This window comes from Arcicella sp. (genome assembly GCF_964672035.1).
Window position 1 is genome coordinate 40,348 of the sequence record NZ_CBABQS010000002.1, and the last position, 25,268, is coordinate 65,615.

Consider the following 25,268-nt stretch of genomic DNA (forward strand, 5'->3'; position numbering starts at 1 on the left):
TAATCAAAATTGATTCAATTATTTTTAAATGATTTCAAAGTTTTTTGTTTACAGTTATTTCGGTTCATAAAAATCCCTTTATCAATGAAAAAATCCTTACGTCTTCGGATAGTACAGGCTATCATTCCTTGCTTTTCGCTACTTTTTGTTGGTTCATCATTCACATATACCTACGCTCAAAATATTACAGGTAAGGTTTTTCGTGATTTTAATGCGGACGGATTACAATCTGCTACCAATCCAATCGAACCTGGCGTTGCTGGGGTGACTATTAAAGTTTTTAAATCGGATGGAACTCAAGTAGGTGCGAATATTCAAACTACTGTTGATGGTTCTTACACGGTTACGGTAGGGTCAACAAACCAATTTCGAGTTGAATTCTCAAATTTTCCAACTGCTTATTTTTCAGGTCCAAAAGGTTCTGGTAGTGGCACTTCCACTCAATTCGTGAATGGAGGAGCTACCGCTAATTTGGGGGTCAATTATCCTGCTGATTATTGTGGAATTGCAAATCCGCTTTTAGTCACGCCATGTTATGAAAATGGAACACCGTTGAATAGCGGAACCAAGATTAGTAATTCAGCCAACGACCCTTTTATTGTAACAGTACCTTATACGCCTACGGGCGATGGTACCGTAACGTCTGAAAATGCCTATCTTTCTAAAGGTTCTGAAGTGGGAGCAACGTGGGGAATGGCCTATCAGAGAAGTTCAAAATTTATTTTTGCGAGTGCATTCTTAAAAAGACATTCAGGTTTTGGGACTGGTGGGCCAGGAGCGATCTATAAAATTGATGTTTCAACGGCATCCCATGTAACCACAAAGTTTGTTGATTTATTTTCAGATTTAGGAATTGCTGTGGGTACAGATACCAGAAATCCATCGTCGGCGGCGGATTCTTTAAGTACCATAAAGTCGCAACCCAATCATGATGCTTCGGTATTTGGTTCAGTGGGAAAGATGTCTCTGGGTGATATAGATATTTCGGATGATGAGAAAACGCTTTGGGTTATCAATGTTTTTGATAGAAAATTATATGAACTTCCCATTGGTTCTCCTGCAATAAAACCTACCACTAAAATTGCGCATACTTTACCCGACCCAGGCTGTACAAACGGTGTGTTTAGACCTTGGGCAATTAAAGTTTGGCGTGGGAAAGTTTATGTTGGAGGAGTTTGTACGGCAGAAAATGCAGGGGGTACTGCCGCTAATTTAAAAGCATACATTTATTCATTTAATATTGGCGATACAAATCCAAATAATTTTACGGAAGTAACTAATTTCCCGTTAAATTATAGTCGAGGATATACAAGTATCAGTAGTACAACCCTAAAAACTTCAGCCGCTTGGAAACCTTGGATTGCTCAATGGAGTGATATTACAAATCCTGCTCCAGGGGCGGCAACTTATAGTCAAACCATTTGTCCTCAGCCAATCCTTTCGGATATCGAATTTGATGTAGATGGTTCAATGATTTTGGGTTTTATGGATAGAGCTGGACATCAATTAGGGAATTCAAATTATAGTCCTGATCCTTTAGATACAAAAACTTACGAAGGAACTTCTGCGGGTGATTTGTTGAGAATGGGGTTAAATGCCAACGGAACTTATACTTTAGAAAGCAATGCAACGGTTAGTGGGGTAGTTTCGGGAGGAACAAACCAAACACCTGCACAAGGCCCCGGTGGTGGAGAATTCTACTGGCAAGATATGTACACTAAAAATGCCAATAAAAATTTTCCAGATGGTTCTAATACTGGTGGAGGTGGACACCAAGAAATTTCTTTAGGAGGTATCGCTTTATTACCGGGAAAAAATGAAGTAGTGGAAACCGTTTTTGACCCTGCAAGTGCATTTCGAGCAGCGGGTACACGTTGGTTTAATAATACAACAGGGGCAGCTCCGAGGGGATACCAAATTTTTGGTACGGATGCAGGTGGAGGTTCAACGACCTTCGGAAAAGCAAATGGATTGGGCGATTTAGAATTATTATGTGCCTCACAACCCATTGAGGTTGGCAATAGACTTTGGAATGATACCGATAAAGATGGAATTCAGGATGCTGGTGAACCAGCGTTGACGGGTGTTACCGTTGAATTATGGAAGGCTGGTTCATTGGTTTCTTCAACTACGACAAATGCCACAACTGGTGAATATTATTTCACAGGTTTAGTGCCAAATAGTACCGGTTACGAAGTTCGTGTGCCAAATGTCAATGGAGCTTCAAAGCAAACGAAATTAGCAGGGTCAATGCCGACAACGGCAAATGCAGGAACAAATAATGAAATTGATTCTGATGCAACAGTTTCGGGAACGAATACTTATGCTTCAATTGCTTTCAGTACTGGAAATGCAGGAGAAAATGACCATACATTGGATGTAGGGTTTAAATGTTTGACCCCAACAGCAAAACCAAATGGACAAGATGTAATTATTTGCGATGGCAGTCCAACGTTTGATTTACCAGATGCAAAAACAGGAATAGAAGCAGAAACTTGGACGGTTTTGACCTCACCTGCAAACCCTGCAGCAATTATAAATGCTACTACTGGCGTGGTTACTGGTTTGATTGCCTCGGGAAAGTACGAATTTGTTTTAACCAATAATGCGACTGGTTGTTCTGAAACGGTTGCTATTACGATAAATCCAGTGGTTGTAGCAGGAGCAAGTCAAATTATTTGTTCTCCTGCTACAACAGCTACTATAAATGCTGCAGTTGCTGGGCAAACTTGGTCGGTAATTACAAAACCAAACGGAACTACTCCCTTGGTTGCTGCCAATGGAGTAGTAACTGCATTAACCACAGACGGTGTTTATACTTTCCGATTAACGCAAGGAGATTGTTTTGATGAAGTTCAAATTACCAGAAAAGCGAGGTCAAATGCAGGTTTAGATATTAGTACCTGTCTCACAACGGCATCTTTAATTGATATTGATATAAATGATAATTGGTCAGTCGTAACATCACCCGCAAATCCTTCACCCGCAACGGTTGTTCCTAAGTTCGGCGATGTATCAGGTATGATAAATCCAGGGGTTTACCAATTTGTGTTAACTTCTGCGAATGGTTGTACTGATACGGTAAAAGTCACAAAAATTGCTGGCGTAAATCTTACGTCAACTGATGTGAGTGTATGTACTGGAGGAAATTTACAATTAACTGCCAACACCACCGATACAGGATTAATATTCTTATGGTCTGGGCCATTAGGTTTTACTTCAAATCAACAAAATCCATCAATTGCCAATGTTTCTTTGGATAATGCGGGTGCATATACGGTCACCGCAACTGCTTCAACTGGATGTTCTGCAACGGCTACTGCTAAAGTTGCTTTTTCGCAAATTACGGTTACTCAATTAGCTGGTTTCTTAAATCAATGTGTGGGTGAAAATCTTACTTTAAGAGATGCAACAGTTGATAGAAAACCAAATGAAATTGTAGGTTCTTATTTATGGTCGGGGCCAGATGGTTTTACTGCCACAACCATGAACATCACAATTTTGACAAAACCTGATTTAAAACAAGCTGGTGTTTATAGTTTGAAAGTTACACTTACGAATGGCTGTTTTGCCGTCGCAACGATTATGACAACGATTACGAAATGTCAAAAATTGGGTAATTTAGTTTGGAATGATACCAATAATGATGGTTTAAATAATAATGGAGAAGTGGGCGTAAGTAATGTTCCCGTAAAATTATACGATGCGACTGACCCATTAACTTCAATAGCATCCACAACAACTGGAGTAGATGGAAAATATTTGTTTTCAAACTTAATCCCCGGATTTTATATCGTTGAAATTGATGCACCAGTAGGCTACAAATCAAGTACAGGAACGAATGGTTCGGCAACGGGTCCTTTTGAACCTTTTGCGGGCGACCCCAATGCTGATTTGAATGATGATGATGATGGAACATCAACAACGGGGCAACTGATTCGAAGTAAAACGGTTGAATTAGATAATTTAACTGAGCCCATCAATGATGGTGATGTTACAAATGGTACAAAGGAAGACAAAAACTCAAATTTAACCATTGATTTTGGCTTATTTCAACCCGCTCAATTGGGAGATTTCGTTTGGAAAGATACCAATAAAAACGGAATTCAAGACCCAACGGAAACGGTTGGCGTAAGTGGTGTTATTGTAAAATTATATGCAGGAACAAATACTACACCTATCGCAACTGCCACAACGGGGGCGGACGGAAAATATCTATTCGATAATTTAGTCGCTGGAACTTATACGGTTGAATTTGTTAAGACTTCTATCGGAACAGGAAATAGTTTTTCTCCAAAAAATACTGCCTCCACTACTACGGATAAAGATAGTGATGCAGATTTGACAACGGGAAAATCTGCATCAATCACACTTGCAGCGGGAGAAAGTAATTTAGCAATTGATGCGGGTATTATCGGAGATTGCCCAGGTTCAACGGTTGGAACAATTGCGGTTCCAAGTCTTTGTGTGGGTCAATCATTAACTATGAAAGCAACCAGTTCTGATCCATTAGCTACCTATGCTTGGTCTTCAAACGCAATAACTGCTTTTAGCGCAACTACGCAAGAAGTTACTTTGCCAAGTTTAACGACCACTAATTCAGGAGTTTATACGGTTTTAATTACGAATTCAAATCTTTGTACTTCGGCATTAACGGCAAATGTAGTGGTAAATCCAATTCCAACGATAACCGTAAATACTTTAGCTTTTTGTGCGGGGATAACTGGTACATTAACTGCTTCTGGTGCAACTTCATATTCATGGACAGGTCCAAGTGGCGCATTTACCACAACCATGGCAAATTTATCGGTAACTCAACAAGGAATATATACCGTAACTGGTAATTCAAACGGCTGTACTGCCATTGCAACCACAAGTGTAACAGTTTATCCAAAAACAGTTTTGACTGCTACGGGTGCTGCCATTTGTTTGGGTGGAAGTGGAACAATATCGGTTTTGCCGGCAGGTTTACAATATGCTTGGACAGGACCAGCGCCCTTTACTTCAACTTTGCAAACGCCAACAATTGCCAATGCAACGGATGCTAATAAAGGAACTTATACGGTAACTGTTACGGACGGAAATACTTGTATCTCAACTGCAACTGTAGCAGTAACCGTAGGAACAGCCTTAACCGTAACCCCAACCAGCAATAGCCCTGTGTGTTTAGGGTCAAGATTAGAATTAGGAATTACTGGTGGAACGGGAGCAACTTATTTGTGGACAAGCCCAAGTGGATTCAGTTCAACTTTACAGAATCCATTTACGAATGTCTCGACAAATGCAGACGGTGGCGTTTGGACAGTAGCAGTAGAAAATGCAGACGGTTGTAAAGGTACTGGCACGACATTAGTAGTGATTAATCCGAGCCTCACAGGTGTAACCGCCACTGCTTCTGCTCCTGGTTGTACGGGAGGAAGTATTTCTTTAACTTCCACACCAGCTGGTGCTAAAAGTTACGAATGGTCGGGAACGCCAACATTTACTTCAACCATTCAAAATCCTGTAATTACTTTACCAACCGCTGGGAGTTATGAATTTACGGTGAAAGTAACCAACGCAAATGGATGTACTGCTTTAGCAACGGCATCAACGGCAATTTATACTGCCCCCGCTGCTACGGCAAGTTCAAACTCACCCGTATGTTTTGGGAATACCATAAATTTAGGGGTAACTACCAGTGGAACAAAATTTGCTTGGACAGGACCAAATAACTTTATAAATTCAACGCAAAATCCCTCAATCCCGAATGCAAAAGTAATTAATGATGGTGTTTATACCGTAGTTGTAACGAATGCAAATTTATGTAATGCAACAGCAACAATAGTAGTAGTTGTTAATTCACAATTGAATGGCGGAAATGATATGTCAATTTGTTCACCTGTTTCAACGGCACAACTAACTGTAATTACAGGAGCAACATGGTCGGCCGACCCAACAAATCCAGTCGTAGCAACCGTGGATATCAATGGAAAAGTAAGCGGTATGACCGTTGATGGAACGTATGTTTTTATCATCACAAATGTGGGTGGATGCAAGGATGTAGTAAATATTTTTAGAAATTCAAAATTGGATGCTGGGGACGATGTGGTGATTTGTTCGCCAACCTCAACGGCTAAATTATTGAAATTAAATACGGGACAAACTTGGCGATATTTTGCCAATGGTTCAACTTTACCAACGCCAACGATTGATGCGAATGGAAATGTTACTGGAGTAAGTCAAGATGGAAATTACTTATTCATTTTGGAACAAGCAGGAACAGCATACTGTGCGGATACGGTGGCAATTATCAGAAAGCCAGCACCAATGGCAGGCGGTCACCAAACAGTTAAAACAGGCGGAGGAATTTGTGAACCCTCGAAAACCGCTAAATTGCAAGCGGCAGGTACTAATCAAGTATGGTCGGTTGCTACAAATAGTTTAGGTTTCGGAACGGTAACAATTGACGCAACGGGTACAATTACTAAAATGGAAACAAACGGAATTTACATTTTCGTTTTAACTCAAGGTGAATGTACTGACTCCGTAAAAGTAGAACGAATTGCCAAGCCAAATGCTGGACTTGACGTTGAAATTTGTGCGGATATTAAAACCGTAAAATTAGCGAATGCGCCAACCGATATGACATGGTCAAGCATTTCAACCAATCCCGCAGGAACCTTAATTAACGCAACCACGGGAGAAGTAACTGGTTTAACAACGGTTGGTGAATACAAATTTATCTTGAAAAATTTAGGTGGATGTACAGATACGGTATCAGTTAAAACCAAAGCAATACCAACTTTCGATGCCAATACCACTCAAGCAACGTGTACGATAGGCGCAGCAAATCCAGATGCAAAATTAATTTTATCAGGTTTTGATGTGGCTAATAAATATGATTATTCGGAAGGAACAACTTATACAGGAACCAAAACTTTTTCGAATGCTACGGTAATTCCAACCAATGGAGTAATAGCCAACGGCTTAGTAAATCCAACGACGGATAAGAGTTATACCGTCAGAGTTTTCAATAATAAAGATTGTTTCACGGATAAAACGGTGGTATTGAAAGTAAGAGTTTGCGAGTGTAAACCAGACGTTTGTTTGCCATACTCATTCACAAAGACAAAATAAAAAAGTTTCTCCATTCAGTAGAATCGAAACATAAAGACAATAAAAAACAAAGTAAGGAATAGAGTGCGGAAAGCATAATCCCATTGGGGTTATGCTTTTTTGTTTTGTTTCGTTAAGAATTAAGTAATTTTACTTTCACAAGTATCGAATAACAAACATCGAATTTTTAATGAACGTTTCCATCATCATTGTCAATTATAAATCTGCCGAATTAACGGTTAATTGCATTACCTCAATCAAGAAATTTACTTCGGGAATTACCTACGAAGTGGTGGTGGTAGATAATTTTTCGGAAGATAATTCGGAACAAATTATTAAAGCTAAACATCCCGATATTGTGTGGGTAGAAACGGGTTATAATGCAGGTTTTAGTCGGGGAAATAATGCGGGTTTCAAAGCGGCGAAAGGAGATTATTTATTATTACTCAATGCCGATACCTTACTTTTTGAAAATACCATTACCTTAACCTTCAATCGTTTACGTGAAAATAAAGAGATTGCGGTCATTGCAGGCTTGCAATTATTTTCCGATTTGAGTCCGATGCCGTATTTTAGAAATCGGAATGAGTTTAGAAAGTTTTTGTACGTTGTTCCAAGTCGTTTTAATAAATATATGGATAAAATTTTCCCAGAACCTCATTTCGATGACCCACATCAAGCCGAATTACCTTGTGGTGCTTTTATGATGATGAGCCGTGAAACCATCAATCAAGTAGGAGCGATGGACGAAGACTTTTTTATGTACGCCGAAGATTTTGAATGGGCAAGCAGACTCAGAAAAGCGGGTAAATTGTGTTATTTTGATGATATTCGTTTCATTCATTTGGAAAAACCTTCTCCTTTTAGAAGAACCAATATTACGCCAATTAACAAATTTGGTACGCAAATGCAAGTGTCCAATCTCCTTTGGATTCGGAAAGAATACGGCGTTTTACCTTATTTATTCTTAATTTTTCACTACGTAACCTTAGCCATTTTCTTTTACGTATGGAAAATTACGGTAAATATTTTTAAACTCAGAAACCCATTTTTTCAATTGAGAAGTCAACAAATATTAGCCTTAAAAACAGGGGTTTATCTGAAATATTTCTGGAAAACCCTCTTCAAAATAAAAGGCTTCTACAAAATTGCTGAAGCCGATAATATTGATGTGCGGTTTAAGTAGAGAGAATTATAAAATTAACGCTCCATATTTGACTGATAATAACTTCCCGAAAGTTTTTTTTACTCTCGGGAAGTTAGTCGCTAAGCAAAAAACACACTTATCAACATATACAAAAGTGAAGGGCATAATAAACAGCCCAGTCCCGTATAAAAAGTGGCCGTCATGGCTCCGTAGGGTATAAGTTTTGGGTCAGTGGCCGCTAAACCTGCTGCTACGCCACTGGTTGTTCCCATTAATCCGCCGTAAATCATCGCAGTAGATGGATTATTTAATTGGATTGAACGGGCAATTAATGGCGTACCAATCGTCACCAAAATGGATTTTACCAAACCAGTAGCGATACTAATGGCAATTACGTCCGACGATGCTCCAACGGCTGCCCCCGTAACGGGTCCTACCACAAAAGTACAGGCACCCGCTCCAATCGTAGTGATACTTTTAGCATCAGTGTATCCTAAGCTGATAGCAATGATTGACCCGCTTAAAAAAGTTAAAACGACCCCAATAAAAAGCGAAATAATTCCCGCCAATCCAGTTCTTTTTACGACACTAAAACTAACGCCCATAGCGGTTGAGACAATCGCAAAATCCCGAAACATAGCGCCACCCATGACACCAAAGCCCGAAAATTCTTGAATATCAGCAATTCCTTTATTTCCGCCCGTGATGATTCCTCCAATATAAGCAACCACTAAGCCCAAAAATATCGCAATGGCTGACCCAGGGATTTTATGATTGGTTAATTTTTTCGATAGAAAATCGGCACTAAATATGATGATTCCTGTAATGAGGAACGCAAATATTAATCCGTTTTTTGAGAGTAAAGTGGTTATGTATTCCATTATTGAAGGTTATTTTTGGCAAATTTTGAAAAAAGTGGTAATAAAGAAATGCAAATGACTACGGGAATAATACCCGCCAATAAAGCGATTACCCCACTTGATAAAGCTACTCGTACATTCTGAACCGCCGACATTGCCACGATAACGGGAATGTACATTTTGCTCCAATACGTAATGCCACTTTCCATTTCAGCGTTGAATTTCCCTTGTTTTTCTAACCAATTTTGCGAGAAAATTAATAGAATCATCGCAAAACCAACGCCTCCAACATTGGCATCTACATGAAGTAATTTGCCTAAAGTTTCTCCCAATAATTGACCTAAAATATAACAGCCCGCCAAGAGGGCAACTCCTTTGATTAGCATATTTGTTTTAATTGAGGATGATTTTTAAAATAATTTCTTTAAATCGTTTTTGGTAACCTTTCCCATCGCATTTCGTGGTAATTCGTCCACTAATTTATATTTTCTTGGTACTTTATAAGACGGCATTTTTTCTCGAATCCACTTGTTTAACGCATTTGTATCCAAATTTATATCGTCTGAAATAAGGACTGCCACTACTAATTCTCCCCATTCTTCATCGTCAACTCCAACCACGCTACAATCATTAATGTTGGGGTGAGTTCTCAGAACTTCTTCAATTTCAAGGGCTGAAATTTTATATCCTCCCGACTTAATAATGTCGATGGAACTTCTGCCTAAAATTTTATAATAACCATCATTTAAAACCGCCACATCACCCGTTTTGAACCAACCATCTTTTGTAAAAGTGTTTTTTGTTGCGTCTAATTTTAGCCAATATTCTTGAAAAACATTATCTCCTTTCACCTGAATTTCGCCTGCTTCTCCAATCGTTACTTCTTGATTTTGCTCATCCACCAATCTAATATCCACATTTGGCAAAGCCTGACCGATGTGTCCCGCTCGCCTTTCTCCGTGATAAGGATTGCTAATTGCCATGCCAATTTCTGTCATTCCGTAACGTTCCAAAAGGCGATGTCCACTGATAATTTCCCATTTTTCCATCACCGAAACGGGTAAAGCTGCCGAACCAGAAACCATTAATCGGAAGGTTCTCATGTTTTCCGTTAAAGCTTTTTGCGTTGATTCATTGAGCGTTTCAAAATAAGCAATGAGTTTGAAATAAATCGTAGGAACCGCCATAAAAACGCCATTCATGCCAGATTCCGCCATTTTTTTCATCCAATTAAAAACCCCGTCGGCTGAAAAATTTGGTAAAAATTCTACCGTTCCGCCCGCCCAAAGTGTACACGAAATCACGTTAATAATGCCATGAACGTGGTGCAAAGGCAAAATACAAAGGATGTGGTCATTTTCAGTATATTCCCAAGCCTTCACGAGCGTGCTTACCTGAGCTTCAATATTGGCATGAGTCGTCACAACACCTTTAGGCAAATTCGTTGTGCCACTGGTATAAAGAATCATGGCTTTTCGTTCGGGCGTAAGCTTTGGTAAGTCTTTGATTATTTGATTTTTAGTATCATTTAATACGATAAATCTTATCACTTTTTCTGAGGCTAAATCTTTTAAAACTGACTCAAATTCAGGCGAAACAACGATGACTTCTGCTTGCGTATCCTCAATAACGTACTGCAATGACGATAAGGGATGCGTAGTACAAAGGGGAACCGCCACGCCGCCCGCTTGCCAAATTGCCCATTGCGTTTTTACATAATCAAAACCTGCCGTGACCATAAAAGCCACTCGCATTTCGGCTAAATCCGTATTTTCTCCTAATAAAAGGTTAGAAAATTGTCGAGAAGCTGCCCGTAATTCGTCGTAGGAATATGAATTTCCATTGGAGATAATAGCCGTTTTCGGTTGATTGCTTTTGTTAATGATTTGAAGCATTTAGTTTCTTATTTAGTGGATTAGAAAGTTTAAAGAAGATTAAAATAAAAAGAGATTCAAAATTAGAAATAGTTGGATTGATACCCCCCAAGCATTTTAAACACTTGAGAGGGCTTGTTTTATTTTAAAAATCACTCATTTACTTAATCACATGGAAAGAAATTATAACCAACCCATTGAATCCATCCAGTTTTTAACACTGTCCATCCATTTATCTTTGGTTGTTTTATTGTTTAAACCGAAACCGTGTCCACCTTTTGGATAAATCAACATACTTGCTGAAACCCCATTTTTTTGACAAGCCTCATAGTACGAAAGCGAATTTTTCACAGGAACAGCATTATCATCGCCCGCATGAAATAAAAATACGGGTGGCGTATCTTTCGTAATTTGCATTTCGTTTGAATACAATTCTCTTAATTCAGTCGAAGGGTTTTTGCCAATTAATTGTTCTGTCGAACCTTGATGTCCAAATTCTTTCATGGTGATAACTGGATAAGCCAAAATAGAAAAATCTGGGCGAACATTAGTTTCATCTGCATTGTCGCCCACAGGTTTTGCAAAATGCGTGGAGGCCGTCGCCGCCAAGTGTCCGCCCGCCGAAAAGCCCATAATGCCGATTTTATTAGGATTTATCCCGTATTTTATCGCATCTTTTCTAACCGTTCTGATAGCTTGTTGAGCGTCTTGCAAAGGAGCAATTGTTCTATCAATTTGCGCATTTTCGTTGGGAATTCTGTATTTAACCACAAAAGCCGTCACGCCCATTTTATTAAATTCCTTCGCTACATCCGAACCTTCGTGCGAAGCCGCCAAAATTCTGTAACCACCTCCCGGACAAATAATTACGGCTGTTCCATTAGAGGTACCTTTTGGGGGAGAATAGACCGTCAAAGAAGGTACCGTTACCTCCGAAATACGTAAAATCCCATTTTTGTCGGTTTCAGATTTTTGGGTGTTCGGAACTGGTTTTGAATTTGGAACTTCTTTGGGATATAATGGCATATCTTGCTGAGCGTGTGCGTAAGTCATTGTGCATAAGAGACTTAAAGTGATAATAAATTTTTTCATGGATATTTATTTAAAGTTTTTAATAAAATTAAAGATGGTATAGCCTTGGTAAAATTTTAAGAATGTAGAAATGAACGATTCTAATTAATAACTGATTACAGAAAGGAAATCAAATGTAATATTTACCTAATATCTTTGCAAAAAATAAATCGTCTTATGGAAAAAATTAGATCAACCACTGTGTTAGCGGTAGTGCATAATGGAGAAGTTGCCATCGGTGCGGATGGACAAGCAACAATGGGAGCAACCGTTGCTAAAAATCACGTGAAGAAAATTCGTAAAATGTTGGATGGCAAAATTGTTACGGGATTTGCGGGTTCAACGGCCGATGCTTTTACGCTTTTAGAACGTTTTGAGGAAAAATTAAATGCCTACGGTGGCAATATGAAACGTGCCAGTATTGAATTGGCGAAGGACTGGCGTACCGATCGTTACCTTCGTAAATTGGAAGCCATGATGATTGTGGCCAATAAAGAAGAAACGCTCATTATCTCGGGAACGGGAGATGTTTTAGAGCCTGAAAATGGCATCGCCGCCATTGGCTCGGGTAGTAATTATGCCCTTTCTGCGGCTTTGGCTTTGAAAAAACACGCTCCGCATTTATCAGCGGAAGAAATGGTACGTGAAGGATTGAATATTGCCGCCGATATTTGTATTTATACCAATCATAATTTCGTGATTGAAAAGCCTGTATAAGTGTATGATTTACATCACTTTTCTTTAAATATTGGATAAAAATTATGACCTTGCGAACTAAATAATGATTAATCTTGTAACTAAGTAGAGTAGTAAATTAAAAATCATTTATTTACTCCCTTATTAACTTAAAACTCAAAAAATATGTCATTAAGATTAGGAGATATTGCCCCCGACTTTTCAGCGGAGACAACCCAAGGACACATTAATTTTCATGAATGGTTAGGCGATTCATGGGGAATGTTTTTTAGCCATCCAGCAGATTTTACCCCTGTTTGCACGACTGAATTAGGTAAAACTGCTCTTTTGAAAGGGGAATTTGAAAAAAAAGGCGTAAAAGTAATTGCCGTTTCTGTTGACGATTTGGACTCGCACAATAAATGGATTCCAGATATTGAGGAAATTAATGGCGTAAAAATGAACTTCCCAATTATCGCTGATTCAGACCGCAATGTAGCAACTTTGTACGATATGATTCATCCAAATGCTTCTGAAAAAGCAACGGTTCGTTCCGTATTTATTATTGGGCCCGATAAGAAAATTAAATTGACATTAACTTACCCAGCTTCAACTGGACGTAATTTTCAAGAGCTTTTACGAGTAATTGATTCATTGCAATTAACGGCTCAGTATCAAGTAGCAACGCCAGCAGACTGGAAAGATGGTGAAGATGTAATTATCACACCCGCCGTAAAAACAGAAGATGCAGCGGCTAAATTTCCAAAAGGATTTACGATTGTGAAACCGTATTTACGTACTACTCCACAACCAAATAAATAGGGAAATACAGTACCTACAATTTTGCGAGTTGTGGAATAACGCTCAAAAAATAAAGGATTAGGAAAATGTTTGTAATTTTGTACAAATCATTTTTCTAATCCCTTATTTGTTTTATGAACTTACTGAGTATTTTACGTCTCAAATATGATTTTCTGCCTCCACTAATCAAGAAATCTCTCAAAATTTTAATCTTTATTTTAGTAATATTCGGGGTATATATGTGGTTTAGACCCAATCCAAATGGTTGGAAAAATGTGTCAAAATTAGGGATTTCTATGCCGCTAACGTACCAAATGCACGGTATTGATGTCTCGCACCACAACGGCGTAATTGATTGGCAAAGAGTAAAAAAAATGCGGTTTTCTGAGGAAGATTTACGACTAAAATTTTGCTTCTTAAAAGCCACCGAAGGCATGACGCATTCAGATAAGCAATTTGAAAGAAACTGGAAAAAATTGGGCGATTTAGGAATCAAAAGAGGAGCGTACCATTTTTTTATTACTTGGCGTGAACCCAGAGGCCAAGCAATGAATTTCATTAATTCTGTTAAACTAAAAAAAGGTGATTTTGCCCCCGTTTTAGACATTGAACAAAATTCCTTAAAGTCTGATAGTCAAATAGTTAGTGAAATAGGAATCTGGTTGGATATTGTGCAAAAACATTACGGAGTGAAGCCCATAATCTATACAAATCCCAACTTTTATAAGAAGTTTATCAAAGGCAATTTTGACGATTATCCGCTTTGGATTGCCGATTATTCAAAGGAAACGTTAAAAGGTTACGGTTCAAGTTTATGGTTTTGGCAACATAATCAAAAAGGCTGGTGCGAAGGTGTAAAAGGTACGGTAGATTATAATGTTTTCTTGGGTTCGGAAGAAGATTTGAAGGATTTATGTTTGTAGTTTGATATGTAAGGATTTATACAAAATAAACGCTTTGAAAGAATTCAATTTAAACATATTCACTTTGACTTGGAGGAACTTTTTGAAATAACTCCGTTATGGGTTAAACTTTCGGGAAGTTGAACGGCAATGAGTATATTTTATTAATTGGATGCTCCTTAACTGCTAACTGCTTTAAAATGATTCAAAATAACCTTTGCATAATTCTCTGCCTGGTTTAATTCTGCAAAGGCCTTCATTTTATCCTTATTACCGATGCTATTTTCATCTTCCAGAAGCATTTCCAATTTTTCTTTCAAATCATGATTGATGGTAATGCCCAATTCATTTTCACAAACAATTCTTCCCATTAAACCAAAATTGTTGGCAATTAATGGCTTTTGTGCCGTCGCTGCTCGAACCATAATGGCGCTCATCCCAAAGTGTTTATGATACAAGGCTAAAGCAAAATCCGTTGCGTTAAAATATTGCTGAATATCCTCATCTTTTATGAATGTATCTTTGATGATGATTTGAAAATCAGTGTTTTGCTTTATTTTTGGCAATTGAATTTCAAATAATGTTCTTTCATTTTCTTGCCAAGGACCCACAATTAAAAGACAACCTTTTTGAGATTTTTCTTTGGAAATAGCACCAATCGCTTCCATTACTTCGGAAATTCCTTTGCGTGAATCCAGATAACCAAATATTAAAAATACCTTTCGATTTTCTTCAATTCCCAATGTTTTTTTTATTTCTGCAGGCGTTCGCTTGCTTGGATATACCTGAACGGGGTCGGGTAAAAACTTTACCTTATCAGTATGCCAATTTTGTGCTATAAATTGGGTTGCATAAGCATCCAAATTAAAGAGAGAGTCTACACTTTTACTCTTTACAAAATACTTTAAAGTGATATTTTTGCGCCAGTAATTTAACTTTTCTTTCCAAGAAGTAGCCGCATAATTTACAACCGTTGGACGAAATAATATTCCCGAAATAGGGCAGGGTGGAGGTGATTGCGTGAGAATAACCAATTGTAAATAATCAATATACATAAAAAATGCCACGACAGCGTTGTATTGCTTCGCATATTGACAAAACAACTTCCACTCAAAAACCGAACGTTTGAAAACGCTCTTCGGTGTTTGCCATTCCGTAAATTCAGCATCCGAAAATTTTACCCACTGAACTCTCGGAGAAATGGTTTTTTGAAGAATTTGATGATGTTTTTCAAAAAAATCTGGACTAACCAAAACGATTAATTTATAGGAATAATCGTTTTGTAAGAAATTAATAATCAAATGATAAAGGTATCCAGAATGATGTCCACTTGCGTCAGGTTCAAAGATTAGTATATTTTTCGGTGCTGCCATAGCTAATTTATTCAATCTCAATATTGTATTTTTCTAATAATCCAGCTAAACTGTTGGATGAAAATTTCGCTTTCTTAATCTTATTTTTCTCCGGGTCGATTGAAAAATTGTAGGCGGTTCTGAAATCAGCTTTTTCTAAAAATGTATGGTCAAATTTAGCGCCCAATAAATTGCAATTATTGAAAATAACGTTCCCTAAATTGCATTCCCCAAAATCAACTTCTTCTAAATTACAGTCTTTAAATTTTGCATTTTTTAAGCCTAATTTATAAAAAGAGGAGAGATTTAACTGGCAATTTTCAAAATTTATGGCAAATCCAAAAGTGCTACATTCTTCAAATTTCACGCCTACTAATTTACAGTCTTTCATTTTTGCATCTTTGAAGGCGGTATTTTTTACATTGGCTAAACTGAAATCACACTGGTTAAATTTACAATCAATGAAGTTTATGAGGGATAAACTGGAATTTGCAAAAATGCAGTTCGAAAATATGCAATTTTCATATTCCCCTTTGGTTAGTGCAACCTCCAAATATGAAATTCCTTGAAAGTGCTGGTCTTCAGTAAAAAAAATATCCATTAATTAAATCGTTTTTACTACAAAATACTTTTATAAACTTTATATGTCTCTTTCGCTTTTTTCTCAGCAGAAAATGCTTTCTGTCGATTTAATCCTTTGTTAATCAATGAATTACGTAAATCTGAATTTGAAATTATTTCCTCCAATTTCTGACTTAAATCATCTTTATTATCAATGTTAAAATATAAAGCCGCATCTTGGGCAACTTCTGGAAAGCATGAACTATCACTCAAAATTACGGGGCAGCCGCACGCAAATGCCTCCAAAATTGGAATGCCAAAACCTTCATAAAGGGAAGGATAAATAAAGGCAATGGCTCGTTGATAAAGCGAAAAAAGGGTATTGTCACTGTAAAAGTGCTGATGAATAACCTGATTTTCGATGCCCAAAGTCTTGAGCATGACATTTTCTTGTTCGGTGAAATTTCCACTCCCTGCACACAATAAAACCACATCAGGGTGCTTTTTGAGTACTGGTTTAATGGATTTTAACAAACCATCAAAATTCTTGTAATCGTTTCTTGCCCCGACATAAAGAAAATAATTTTCAGGGGTTTTCAGATGAAAATGATTTGGTTGAACGTGATTAGTAAAATCGGTTGAATGATAAACTACGTCAATCTTATCCGCTTCCACTTCATACAACTCTAATAAGTCTTTTTTCGTATTCTCAGAAACGGCAATGATTTTTGAGGCACGGGTCAATAATTCTTGCTTCTGTATTTTACTGGCATTGTCAATGTGATCAAGATTAAATTTTTCCTTGATGCAATCATGATAAGTAATCACAAAAGGTTTATTATTAAGGTGTTGTAGGAAATAATGATGAAAAAATGTTGGATGAAAGATGTCGTAATTACCACGTTGAATTTGTAAAATACTGTTCAACCGATTGGTTCTCGACACCAACATACTGGTAGGCATAAACCCAAAAATATGCCTAAATTGCCTCGGAATTCGGATGGTACTATTTTTCAGATATTCATTATTAGAAAATTGTAAAGCCAATTCTATATTAACACCCATTTCTGAAAGCGATTCCATCAAATCGTGAAAATAGCGTGCTACTCCGCCGTAGCGTTGTCCTGTAAATGCTTGATGGTCATAAAGAATTTTCATGAGCGATTCATTAAATCCTCAATTTCATCAATTTCGATTGGGATATTTGCCATCAGGTCAATGTTACCAGATTCGGTAATTAAGAAATTATTTTCTAACCTAATTCCTAATCCTTCTTCTCGAATATAAATGCCCGGTTCAATCGTGAAAACCATGCCAGCTTCCACTTTACGGTATTTATTCCATACATCATGTACATCCAAACCCAAATGGTGAGAAACCCCGTGCATAAAATATTTTTTCAACAATGGACTTTCTGGATTTTGTTTTTCAACTTCAGAACGATTCAATAATCCTAAATCTATTAATTGACTTTCCATAAAATTCTCCACCTCTTTTTGATATTCTTCCCACAATACACCCACCTTCAAAATAGATTGAGCATATTTGAAAACACGGAGTACGGCACTGTAAACTGACCTCTGGCGGGTAGTAAACCGACCGCTTACTGGAATGGTACGACTTAAATCTGAATTATAATTGGCGTATTCTGCCGCAACATCCAACAAAATTAAATCGCCATCTTTACACACTTGATTATTCTGAATGTAGTGCAATACGCAGGCATTTGGTCCAGAAGCGATAATTGGGCTATACGCAAAACCCTTTGAACGATTACGGACAAATTCATGAATCAATTCGGCTTCAATTTCATATTCTGTCACATTGGGTTTTACAAAATTTAATAATCTCCTAAAGCCTAATTCAGTAATTTTGCAAGCTTCCGTGATTAACTCAATTTCCAAGGAATTTTTGATACTTCTTAATTGGTGCATCAACGGGGCAACTCGATCAAATTTATGCAAAGGGAAATGCTCTTTTGCCCAGATAATGAATTTTGTATCCCTCGTTTGAACGGTAGAATGATTACGAAGATGTTCGTTTGAATTGAGGTAAATATTGTCGGCCTCGTAAACAAGCGTGTTCAAAATCGACTCAAATTGACTTGTCCAGTAAATCTTTTGGATTCCTGAAACTTGTTGGGCGTGTTCTTTAGTGTATTTATAGCCTTCCCAAATGGCAATTAATTCAGAAGTTTCCTTCAAAAAAAGGATTTCACGATGTTTTGGGTCGGGACAATCAGGGAATATTAGTAGGATTGATTCTTCTTGGTCTATGCCCGAAAGATAGAATAAATCTGAATTTTGTTGAAAACCCATCGTGCCATCCGCATTGGTTGGCATAGTGTCGTTTGAATTGAAAATAGCCAATGATTTTGGCTTTAATAATTGGGCTAATCTTTCACGGTTTTCAACGAAAAGTGAAGAATTTATGGGTAAGTATTTCATTAATTTAAAGGTTTATATTACTTCTTCTCACATAAATAAATAATCTCATCTTTGGGTAAAGCAAATCTATTAACTTGGTTTACAGGCATTTCCATGACAAATTTGTCCTCCGTAACGAACCAACCACCTTGCTCTAATCGTTTACGATAATCCCGACCAAATATTCGGAAATGATCGTCTTGTTTGAAAAGTCGTTCTCTTTCTTTAGGGTCAGTAATGGTCTTGTCTTCAAAAGTTGTGGCTAATTTCCAGTCTTGTGGCGATTGCATAATTGCCCAACCAGTTGGTTTCAAAACCCTACGCATTTCTTCCATACAGCGAATATCGTCTTCAACGTGTTCTAACACGTGATTGCAGAATACGACATCAAAAGTATTTTCTTCAAAAGGAATATGGTGCAAATCCATTTTTACTTTTGCTAAAGGAGATTCAATATCTGCCGAAATATAGTCTAAATTCTTCATTTTTTCAAAACGTTCAATGAAGCAATATTCGGGAGCTACGTGCAATACTTTCAGGTTATCGGTAAAGAAATTTGTTTTTTGTTGTAAATACAAATACATCAAACGATGACGCTCCAAGGCTAAACAATTGGGACATAAAGCGTTCTCACGGGGTTCTAAGCGCCCGTACGGCAAGAATTTACTAAACGTTGAATCACAAACTGGACATTCAACGTGATTGCCTCGGAGGGTTAAACCATAAGTTTTTGTGGCAAAATGACCCACTAATTGAATGTATTTTCTTGGAATATTTCTGAGTGTCCAGCTAATTATTTGCTTAATCATTTAATTATTTTCTTTTTCGTAATGGTTTTTGCAAAGTTAAAAAAACTTATCCATCGTATGAACATTCTAAGGGAATTGAGCTAAAAAAAAGATTCCCGCACTTTCGTACGGGAATTTATTATTTATGGTTGTACTTAGTAAAAGCTATTGGATAAAAATATAACTTATAATTCACGAATCCAAACATTTCTGAAACTCACCGCATTGCCGTGGTCTTGCAAATGGATTGGCGCTTTGCCATGAACTGGATTGGTTGGTTGCCCGATATAATTGGTAACCCCTTGAATCATCGTGTGATTTTGAACGACCACGCCATTGTGAATTACCGTAACGTAAGGAGGAACTTCAACCCCACCATTAACCGTGAATTTGGGAGCGGTATAAATAATATCATAAACGTTCCATTCGCCCATTTTGGAAGTAACATTTACCATCGGTGGCGTTTGTTTGTAGATTGAACCCGCTTGGCCATTGCGATAAGTACGGTTTTGGTACGAATTCAACACTTGAACCTCATAAATTCCTTGAAAAAATACACCGCTATTGCCTTTTCCTTGTCCTTTTTTTTCATCGCCCTCGATTGGTGAACGCCATTCAATGTGCAATTGACAATCGCCAAAATGTTTCTTCGTTGAAACACCACCAGCCCCGCCCACAACCGTCATGGAACCGTCTTCCACTTTCCATTTTGCGGCTCCTCCGTCTTTGGTAGATTCCCATTGGTCTAAATTTTTTCCATCAAATAAAACAATCGCATCCGACGGAATTGCTCCAGGCGTTATCACCTTAATTTCTGGATCCATATACTCAGTAACCTCTGGTTTATCGGGATTTTTTTGGTTAAAACGCATATCCTGCCCATTCACATAGAGCGCTGAAATGGAAACTAAGATAGTAAAAATTACTTTTTTGTTGATTTTCATTGAATGTTTTTGTTAGTTTATGGTAATATTGAAATATAAAATTATGTTTAAGCCGATAATTCCTCAAAGAAACAGGATAAAATTATTTTTATTGTGCGTATTTGCCCTTTCTTATCTTTGTTCTTGTGCACAAAGCAGTACCTTTAGATACTTGGATATGAATACCATTTTGAAAGACAATAAAATACAACTTGCAAAAAATCAGCTAATTAAGGGCTGGTCAATGCGTGCTAATGGCAGTAACTTTTATATAGAAAGACAAGAATATGTTTTTCTACCCCAATCTGCGCTCAAAAGTATGGAAAATAATGCAAATGTGGTGTCAAAAAATATCGGCGGTAAAAACGTGATGATGCTGAAAACAAAAGCTTATTTTTTAATGACAATTGAAAAAAGATTGCCTAACGAAAAAATAGCGCTATTCAGAACCACGGCAAAGGCCATCTATCAAACTGATTATTATACTATTTTCCTTTGGCAAGAGCACGGCTTTACCTATTCCAATAAAACAATTCCCAGTAATTTGAAGGAAGAATTTTGGAGCGTTGAAAAAACGCTTGGAAGCCTTTGGAAGTAAATTTTAACTAAAATATCACTATTAAATTCCAATATCCAATATGAAACCCGATATACCTAAAAAAGCACCAGGACAAAGATTAGTCAACCGAATGCCTCTAAGAACAAAATGGCTTCTGTGTGCTGTGGCTGGCTTATTGCTTTTTGGATTTGGTATTTCCGTAGTGAGTAGCGCCGCAACCCTTAAAGCCGATATTAACGTTGCTTTTGCGAGGTGGTTTGTCATGGGGCTTTATGGACTAATTCTCACAAATTTAGGCTTGGTTAGCTTCGGCCAAGCAATTCGTTTTAGAGTTTTGATGGATGTCAATAAAAGAATCAACAAACAGGAAAAAGATATGATAAAACACGTCAAAAAATTAAATCATTTGGGGGATGTTTTGAGAAATAAAGAAGATAAAAAGGGTAAGTAGGTTGTAATCTCCTACCTTTTAAAGGATGTATCCTACCGACGACTATGTGGTTATAAAACTAAAAAACCCATCTTTACGGATGGGTTTTTTGATTCTTAGAAGAAATTGTACAAAATTACTTCGCAGCCTTCGCAGCAAACTCAGCTTTGATACTCTCGATATCAATTAACTTGATTTCTGGAGTTGATGTCAAATGCTTAATTGAGTTCACTTTGTTAGTGGCTATACTCTTGTTTCTTCTATCTTTTCTTTTGAGTCTTGTAACAGCCATTATGAACAGATTTTAAATTGAAGTGCAAAATTACAGCTTTTTTCTTTTTCCACCAAATGAGTTTTTGGAAATAGTTCTGAGTTATGAATTATAATTTATGAGTTATCATCCATAGATACCATTAGGTTACTTATTTTATTAAATTCAAATATCTGATTTTCAGTAGGTTATAGTTATATTTTGCTTCGTAATTCCTGATTGAACTTTGAAAATACAATTATTAAAACAATTATTCAAAAGTAATATTAAACCCAAAAGAACAGAAAATCTTTTGGGTTTTGTAATTTTGCAGATAATTTGAGAGAATTTCCAAAACTCACAACTCACAATTCACTCAATCACAAATAAAAATGAGCAAACCCAGCATTGTAAAAGGCACAAGAGATTTTGGACCGCAACAAATGGTTCGACGAAATTATATTTTTTCTACCATTCGTTCTGTTTATGAAAAATTTGGATTTCAACCCATCGAAACCCCTGCGATGGAAAACCTTTCAACGTTGATGGGAAAATATGGGGAAGAAGGCGACCAACTATTATTTAAAATATTAAATTCTGGTAATTTTTCCGAGAAAATTGGACAATCAGATTTAGAAGAAGGGTATAAAAAATTAACGACAAAAATATCCGAAAAAGGACTTAAATACGATTTAACCGTACCTTTTGCTCGCTACGTGGTGATGAATAGAAGTGAATTAACGATGCCATTCAAGCGTTATCAAATTCAACCCGTTTGGCGGGGTGATCGTCCGCAAAAAGGTCGTTACAGAGAATTTTATCAGTGTGATGCCGACGTGGTAGGGACAGATTCGTTGATTTGTGAAGCCGAGATTGTCCTAATGATTCATGAAGTTATGAACGCATTTGGCATTAACTTTTCTCTTAAAATTAATAATCGTAAAATTTTAACGGGTCTTTCTGAGGCCATTGGTGCCATAGGACAAGAAGGAACACTTGCTGTTGCCATTGACAAATTAGATAAAATTGGGAAAGAAAAAGTCTTAGAAGAATTGGCCGAAAAAGGATTTTCACAAGATTCATTATCAAAACTCGACCCCATTTTTGAAATAACTGGAACAAATCAAGAGAAATTTTTGAAATTGGAAGAACTATTTGAAAATTCTGCAACGGGTAAACAAGGAATTGAGGAATTGAAACAAGTTTGGGAATATCTTTCAGCTTTTGGTCTATTGGAAGTTAACATTGAATTAGACATTACGCTTGCCCGTGGATTATCCTATTATACCGGAGCAATTTTTGAAGTAAAAGCATTGGGCGTTCAAATTGGCTCAATTACGGGCGGAGGTCGTTACGATAATTTAACGGGTACCTTTGGCGCTCCAGGACTTTCGGGCGTCGGGATTTCTTTTGGCGTGGATAGAATCTATGATGTGATGGATGAATTGAATTTATTTCCTGATAATCAGTCAGTTACTACTAAATTATTATTCTGTCATTTCGGAAAAGAAGAGCTGAATTTTGCACTTCCATTGTTGCAAATGGCACGTTTGGCAGGTTTAAATTCGGAGGTTTATCCAGATGTCAGCAAAATCAAAAAGCAATTGGATTATGCCGATAAAAAGCAAATTCCTTACGTTTGTATCATCGGTTCGGAGGAAATGAATACGGGGAAATTGACGTTAAAAAATATGATTTCGGGAGAACAAGAGCATTTAGATTTTGAGGAGATTTTGAGCAAATTAGGGTAAAGTAAAAAGCTCGCAAAATTTATCATTTAGCGAGCTTTTTACTTTTTCTATGTAACCTATAAAATCTTTACCTATGCGGTTCTCCAATTTTTATAAGCATTAATCAAGCCATTGGTTGACGAATCGTGCGAAGTAACTTCTTCATTTCCAGCTAATTCTGGTAAAATCTGATTCGCTAACTGCTTTCCTAATTCCACGCCCCATTGGTCAAAACTAAAGACATTCCAGATAACACCTTGTACGAAAATTTTGTGTTCGTACATCGCAATCAAACTTCCTAATGTTCTGGGTGTCAATAACTTAAACATAATTGAATTCGTGGGACGATTGCCCGTAAATACTTTGAAAGGGGCTAATTTATCAATTTCTGCTTGCGATTTTCCCGCTTTTACCAATTCTTCTTCTACCACTTCACGAGTTTTGCCATTCATCAATGCCTCAGTTTGAGCAAAGAAATTGGACAGTAACATTTGGTGATGTTGCCCGATTGGGTTGTGTGAAATTGCAGGAGCAATGAAATCCGCAGGAATCATTTTTGTTCCTTGATGAATCAATTGATAAAATGCGTGTTGTCCATTGGTACCAGGTTCTCCCCAAATAATTGGACCCGTTTGGTAGGCAACGTCCTTGCCATCACGCCCAACTTGTTTCCCGTTTGATTCCATATCTCCTTGTTGGAAATACGCCGCAAAACGGTGCATATATTGGTCGTAAGGTAAAATTACTTGCGTGTCCGCTCCGTGAAAATTATTATACCAAATGCCCAAAAGTGCCAAAATTACCGGAATGTTTTCATTGAAATTTTCCGTGCGAAAGTGTTTATCCATGGCATGAGCTCCCGCTAAGAGTTCGATGAAATTTTCATAACCAACGGATAATGAAATAGATAAACCAATGGCCGACCAAAGCGAATATCTTCCGCCAACCCAATCCCAGAAGCCAAACATATTGGCAGGGTCAATTCCAAAAGCCGTTACTAATTTTTCATTGGTCGAAAGTGCCACAAAATGTTTCGCCACGTCCTCCGCTGAACCGCCATTGGCAATAAACCAATCACGAGCAGAATTGGCGTTCGACATCGTTTCTTGAGTCGTGAAAGTTTTAGAAGCAATCAAAAATAAAGTTGTTTCTGGATTGATTTTCTTCAACACTTCCGCAATGTGCGTACCGTCTACGTTGGATACAAAATGTAAGTTCAGATGGTTTTTATACGGTTTTAAAGCCTCTGTGACCATGACAGGACCTAAATCCGAACCACCAATACCAATATTGACCACATCGGTAATCGCTTTGTTTGAATAGCCTTTCCAATTTCCTGAAATAACCTTTTCAGAAAAACCTTTCATTTTTTCTAAAACCGCATTTATATCGGGCATAATATCGTTTCCATCCACTGCGATTGGAGAATTAGAACGATTTCTTAATGCCGTATGCAATACCGCACGGTTTTCAGTTTGGTTAATGACATCGCCCGTAAACATTCGCTCGATGGCATCATCCAATTCACATTCATTAGCTAAAGCTACTAAGATAGCCTTCGTTTTATCAGTGATAAGGTTTTTAGAATAATCTAATAAAATATCTTCAAAACGGACTGAAAATTTATTAAAACGTTCAGTATCGTTCGCAAAAAGGTCTTTAATAGTGGTATCAGCGATTTCTGCTTTGTGTTTTGTAAGCAAAGAAAAAGCGTGCGTTTGGTCAAAAGGGACAGATTTTAACATGATTAGCTTTTATATAATTTTATGAAGTTCAAAATTACAAAAGAGAAAACGAAAAATCCATTGTACGAAGATTTTA

19 protein-coding genes are annotated in these 25,268 nt (G+C 37.3%); 8 read left to right on the plus strand and 11 right to left on the minus strand.

Annotated elements, in window-relative coordinates; genetic code table 11:
- The first annotated feature begins 84 nt into the window (after positions 1 to 84).
- Together AC1W31_RS00845 and AC1W31_RS00850 are read left to right on the plus strand one after the other, a co-directional pair.
- On the plus strand, positions 85 to 7,119 hold the full coding sequence (locus AC1W31_RS00845; protein WP_481732496.1) for an SdrD B-like domain-containing protein: 7,035 nt from the start codon (positions 85 to 87) through the stop codon (positions 7,117 to 7,119).
- A gap of 169 nt (positions 7,120 to 7,288) precedes the next feature.
- Positions 7,289 to 8,284, plus strand: coding sequence for a glycosyltransferase family 2 protein (locus tag AC1W31_RS00850; RefSeq protein WP_481732497.1), 996 nt, complete (start codon positions 7,289 to 7,291; stop codon positions 8,282 to 8,284).
- Between the two features lie 80 nt (positions 8,285 to 8,364).
- Here AC1W31_RS00850 and madM read toward each other — a convergent pair whose 3' ends face one another.
- The 4 genes from madM to AC1W31_RS00870 form a co-directional block, all read right to left on the minus strand.
- Positions 8,365 to 9,126: a malonate transporter subunit MadM gene (gene madM, locus AC1W31_RS00855; RefSeq protein WP_481732498.1), complete on the minus strand. Its 762-nt coding sequence runs from the start codon at positions 9,124 to 9,126 to the stop codon at positions 8,365 to 8,367.
- Positions 9,126 to 9,491, minus strand: coding sequence for a malonate transporter subunit MadL (madL, locus tag AC1W31_RS00860; protein WP_481732499.1), 366 nt, complete (start codon positions 9,489 to 9,491; stop codon positions 9,126 to 9,128). Before madL ends, madM begins: the two co-directional genes overlap by 1 nt.
- 24 nt (positions 9,492 to 9,515) lie before the next feature.
- Complete coding sequence (locus tag AC1W31_RS00865; protein ID WP_481732500.1) at positions 9,516 to 11,000, minus strand: acyl-CoA synthetase; 1,485 nt, start codon at positions 10,998 to 11,000, stop codon at positions 9,516 to 9,518.
- Between the two features lie 162 nt (positions 11,001 to 11,162).
- On the minus strand, positions 11,163 to 12,071 hold the full coding sequence (locus AC1W31_RS00870) for an alpha/beta hydrolase (protein ID WP_481732501.1): 909 nt from the start codon (positions 12,069 to 12,071) through the stop codon (positions 11,163 to 11,165).
- 156 nt (positions 12,072 to 12,227) lie between these two features.
- On the opposite strand from AC1W31_RS00870, the gene hslV reads away from it, so the two are divergent.
- From hslV to AC1W31_RS00885, 3 genes are all read left to right on the plus strand, one after another.
- Entirely contained in the window at positions 12,228 to 12,767 is a 540-nt protein-coding gene (gene hslV / locus AC1W31_RS00875) for an ATP-dependent protease subunit HslV (protein ID WP_481732502.1), read from the plus strand.
- A gap of 144 nt (positions 12,768 to 12,911) precedes the next feature.
- Complete coding sequence (locus tag AC1W31_RS00880) at positions 12,912 to 13,547, plus strand: peroxiredoxin (protein WP_481732503.1); 636 nt, start codon at positions 12,912 to 12,914, stop codon at positions 13,545 to 13,547.
- A 113-nt stretch (positions 13,548 to 13,660) separates the two neighbouring features.
- Positions 13,661 to 14,449 (plus strand): glycoside hydrolase family 25 protein, encoded by a 789-nt coding sequence (locus AC1W31_RS00885; protein ID WP_481732504.1) that lies wholly within the window; start codon positions 13,661 to 13,663, stop codon positions 14,447 to 14,449.
- A gap of 158 nt (positions 14,450 to 14,607) precedes the next feature.
- On the opposite strand, the gene AC1W31_RS00890 is transcribed toward AC1W31_RS00885, so the two are convergent.
- The 6 genes from AC1W31_RS00890 to AC1W31_RS00915 form a co-directional block, all read right to left on the minus strand.
- Positions 14,608 to 15,801: a glycosyltransferase gene (locus tag AC1W31_RS00890; protein ID WP_481732505.1), complete on the minus strand. Its 1,194-nt coding sequence runs from the start codon at positions 15,799 to 15,801 to the stop codon at positions 14,608 to 14,610.
- A gap of 7 nt (positions 15,802 to 15,808) precedes the next feature.
- Entirely contained in the window at positions 15,809 to 16,381 is a 573-nt protein-coding gene (locus AC1W31_RS00895; protein WP_481732506.1) for a pentapeptide repeat-containing protein, read from the minus strand.
- 17 nt (positions 16,382 to 16,398) lie between these two features.
- On the minus strand, positions 16,399 to 17,499 hold the full coding sequence (locus AC1W31_RS00900) for a glycosyltransferase family 4 protein (RefSeq protein ID WP_481732507.1): 1,101 nt from the start codon (positions 17,497 to 17,499) through the stop codon (positions 16,399 to 16,401).
- A complete protein-coding gene (locus AC1W31_RS00905; RefSeq protein ID WP_481732508.1) occupies positions 17,496 to 18,788 on the minus strand; it encodes an aminopeptidase P N-terminal domain-containing protein in 1,293 nt (430 codons plus the stop codon). The genes AC1W31_RS00900 and AC1W31_RS00905 overlap by 4 nt, the downstream gene beginning before the upstream one ends.
- 17 nt (positions 18,789 to 18,805) lie before the next feature.
- The gene (locus AC1W31_RS00910) at positions 18,806 to 19,573 is read right to left on the minus strand and encodes a class I SAM-dependent methyltransferase (protein WP_481732576.1); all 768 of its coding nucleotides are present in this window, start codon (positions 19,571 to 19,573) and stop codon (positions 18,806 to 18,808) included.
- A gap of 167 nt (positions 19,574 to 19,740) precedes the next feature.
- Positions 19,741 to 20,499, minus strand: a complete 759-nt coding sequence (locus tag AC1W31_RS00915; RefSeq protein WP_481732509.1) for a 3-keto-disaccharide hydrolase — start codon at positions 20,497 to 20,499, stop codon at positions 19,741 to 19,743.
- 43 nt (positions 20,500 to 20,542) lie between these two features.
- Between AC1W31_RS00915 and AC1W31_RS00920 the strand changes: the two genes are divergently transcribed.
- From AC1W31_RS00920 to hisS, 3 genes are all read left to right on the plus strand, one after another.
- Positions 20,543 to 21,076 carry a hypothetical protein gene (locus tag AC1W31_RS00920; RefSeq protein ID WP_481732510.1) on the plus strand — a complete coding sequence of 178 codons (534 nt, stop codon included), beginning with the start codon at positions 20,543 to 20,545 and terminating at the stop codon, positions 21,074 to 21,076.
- A gap of 40 nt (positions 21,077 to 21,116) precedes the next feature.
- Positions 21,117 to 21,488 (plus strand): hypothetical protein, encoded by a 372-nt coding sequence (locus AC1W31_RS00925; RefSeq protein WP_481732511.1) that lies wholly within the window; start codon positions 21,117 to 21,119, stop codon positions 21,486 to 21,488.
- Positions 21,489 to 22,109: 621 nt separating this feature from the next.
- Positions 22,110 to 23,468 (plus strand): histidine--tRNA ligase, encoded by a 1,359-nt coding sequence (gene hisS, locus AC1W31_RS00930; protein WP_481732512.1) that lies wholly within the window; start codon positions 22,110 to 22,112, stop codon positions 23,466 to 23,468.
- A gap of 71 nt (positions 23,469 to 23,539) precedes the next feature.
- On the opposite strand, the gene pgi is transcribed toward hisS, so the two are convergent.
- On the minus strand, positions 23,540 to 25,192 hold the full coding sequence (gene pgi / locus AC1W31_RS00935) for a glucose-6-phosphate isomerase (RefSeq protein WP_481732513.1): 1,653 nt from the start codon (positions 25,190 to 25,192) through the stop codon (positions 23,540 to 23,542).
- Positions 25,193 to 25,268: the final 76 nt, after the last annotated feature.

What these genes read in the sequence shown, in the direction of transcription:
- hisS (WP_481732512.1), top strand. Translation starts at nt 22,110, where the DNA reads ATGAGCAAACCCAGCATTGTAAAAGGCACAAGAGATTTTGGACCGCAA.
- AC1W31_RS00870 (WP_481732501.1), bottom strand. Translation starts at nt 12,071, where the DNA reads ATGAAAAAATTTATTATCACTTTAAGTCTCTTATGCACAATGACTTAC.
- AC1W31_RS00890 (WP_481732505.1), bottom strand. Translation starts at nt 15,801, where the DNA reads ATGGCAGCACCGAAAAATATACTAATCTTTGAACCTGACGCAAGTGGA.
- AC1W31_RS00850 (WP_481732497.1), top strand. Translation starts at nt 7,289, where the DNA reads ATGAACGTTTCCATCATCATTGTCAATTATAAATCTGCCGAATTAACG.
- AC1W31_RS00885 (WP_481732504.1), top strand. Translation starts at nt 13,661, where the DNA reads ATGAACTTACTGAGTATTTTACGTCTCAAATATGATTTTCTGCCTCCA.
- hslV (WP_481732502.1), top strand. Translation starts at nt 12,228, where the DNA reads ATGGAAAAAATTAGATCAACCACTGTGTTAGCGGTAGTGCATAATGGA.
- madM (WP_481732498.1), bottom strand. Translation starts at nt 9,126, where the DNA reads ATGGAATACATAACCACTTTACTCTCAAAAAACGGATTAATATTTGCG.
- AC1W31_RS00865 (WP_481732500.1), bottom strand. Translation starts at nt 11,000, where the DNA reads ATGCTTCAAATCATTAACAAAAGCAATCAACCGAAAACGGCTATTATC.
- AC1W31_RS00905 (WP_481732508.1), bottom strand. Translation starts at nt 18,788, where the DNA reads ATGAAATACTTACCCATAAATTCTTCACTTTTCGTTGAAAACCGTGAA.
- AC1W31_RS00900 (WP_481732507.1), bottom strand. Translation starts at nt 17,499, where the DNA reads ATGAAAATTCTTTATGACCATCAAGCATTTACAGGACAACGCTACGGC.
- pgi (WP_481732513.1), bottom strand. Translation starts at nt 25,192, where the DNA reads ATGTTAAAATCTGTCCCTTTTGACCAAACGCACGCTTTTTCTTTGCTT.
- AC1W31_RS00845 (WP_481732496.1), top strand. Translation starts at nt 85, where the DNA reads ATGAAAAAATCCTTACGTCTTCGGATAGTACAGGCTATCATTCCTTGC.
- AC1W31_RS00925 (WP_481732511.1), top strand. Translation starts at nt 21,117, where the DNA reads ATGAAACCCGATATACCTAAAAAAGCACCAGGACAAAGATTAGTCAAC.
- AC1W31_RS00880 (WP_481732503.1), top strand. Translation starts at nt 12,912, where the DNA reads ATGTCATTAAGATTAGGAGATATTGCCCCCGACTTTTCAGCGGAGACA.
- AC1W31_RS00920 (WP_481732510.1), top strand. Translation starts at nt 20,543, where the DNA reads ATGTTTAAGCCGATAATTCCTCAAAGAAACAGGATAAAATTATTTTTA.
- madL (WP_481732499.1), bottom strand. Translation starts at nt 9,491, where the DNA reads ATGCTAATCAAAGGAGTTGCCCTCTTGGCGGGCTGTTATATTTTAGGT.
- AC1W31_RS00915 (WP_481732509.1), bottom strand. Translation starts at nt 20,499, where the DNA reads ATGAAAATCAACAAAAAAGTAATTTTTACTATCTTAGTTTCCATTTCA.
- AC1W31_RS00895 (WP_481732506.1), bottom strand. Translation starts at nt 16,381, where the DNA reads ATGGATATTTTTTTTACTGAAGACCAGCACTTTCAAGGAATTTCATAT.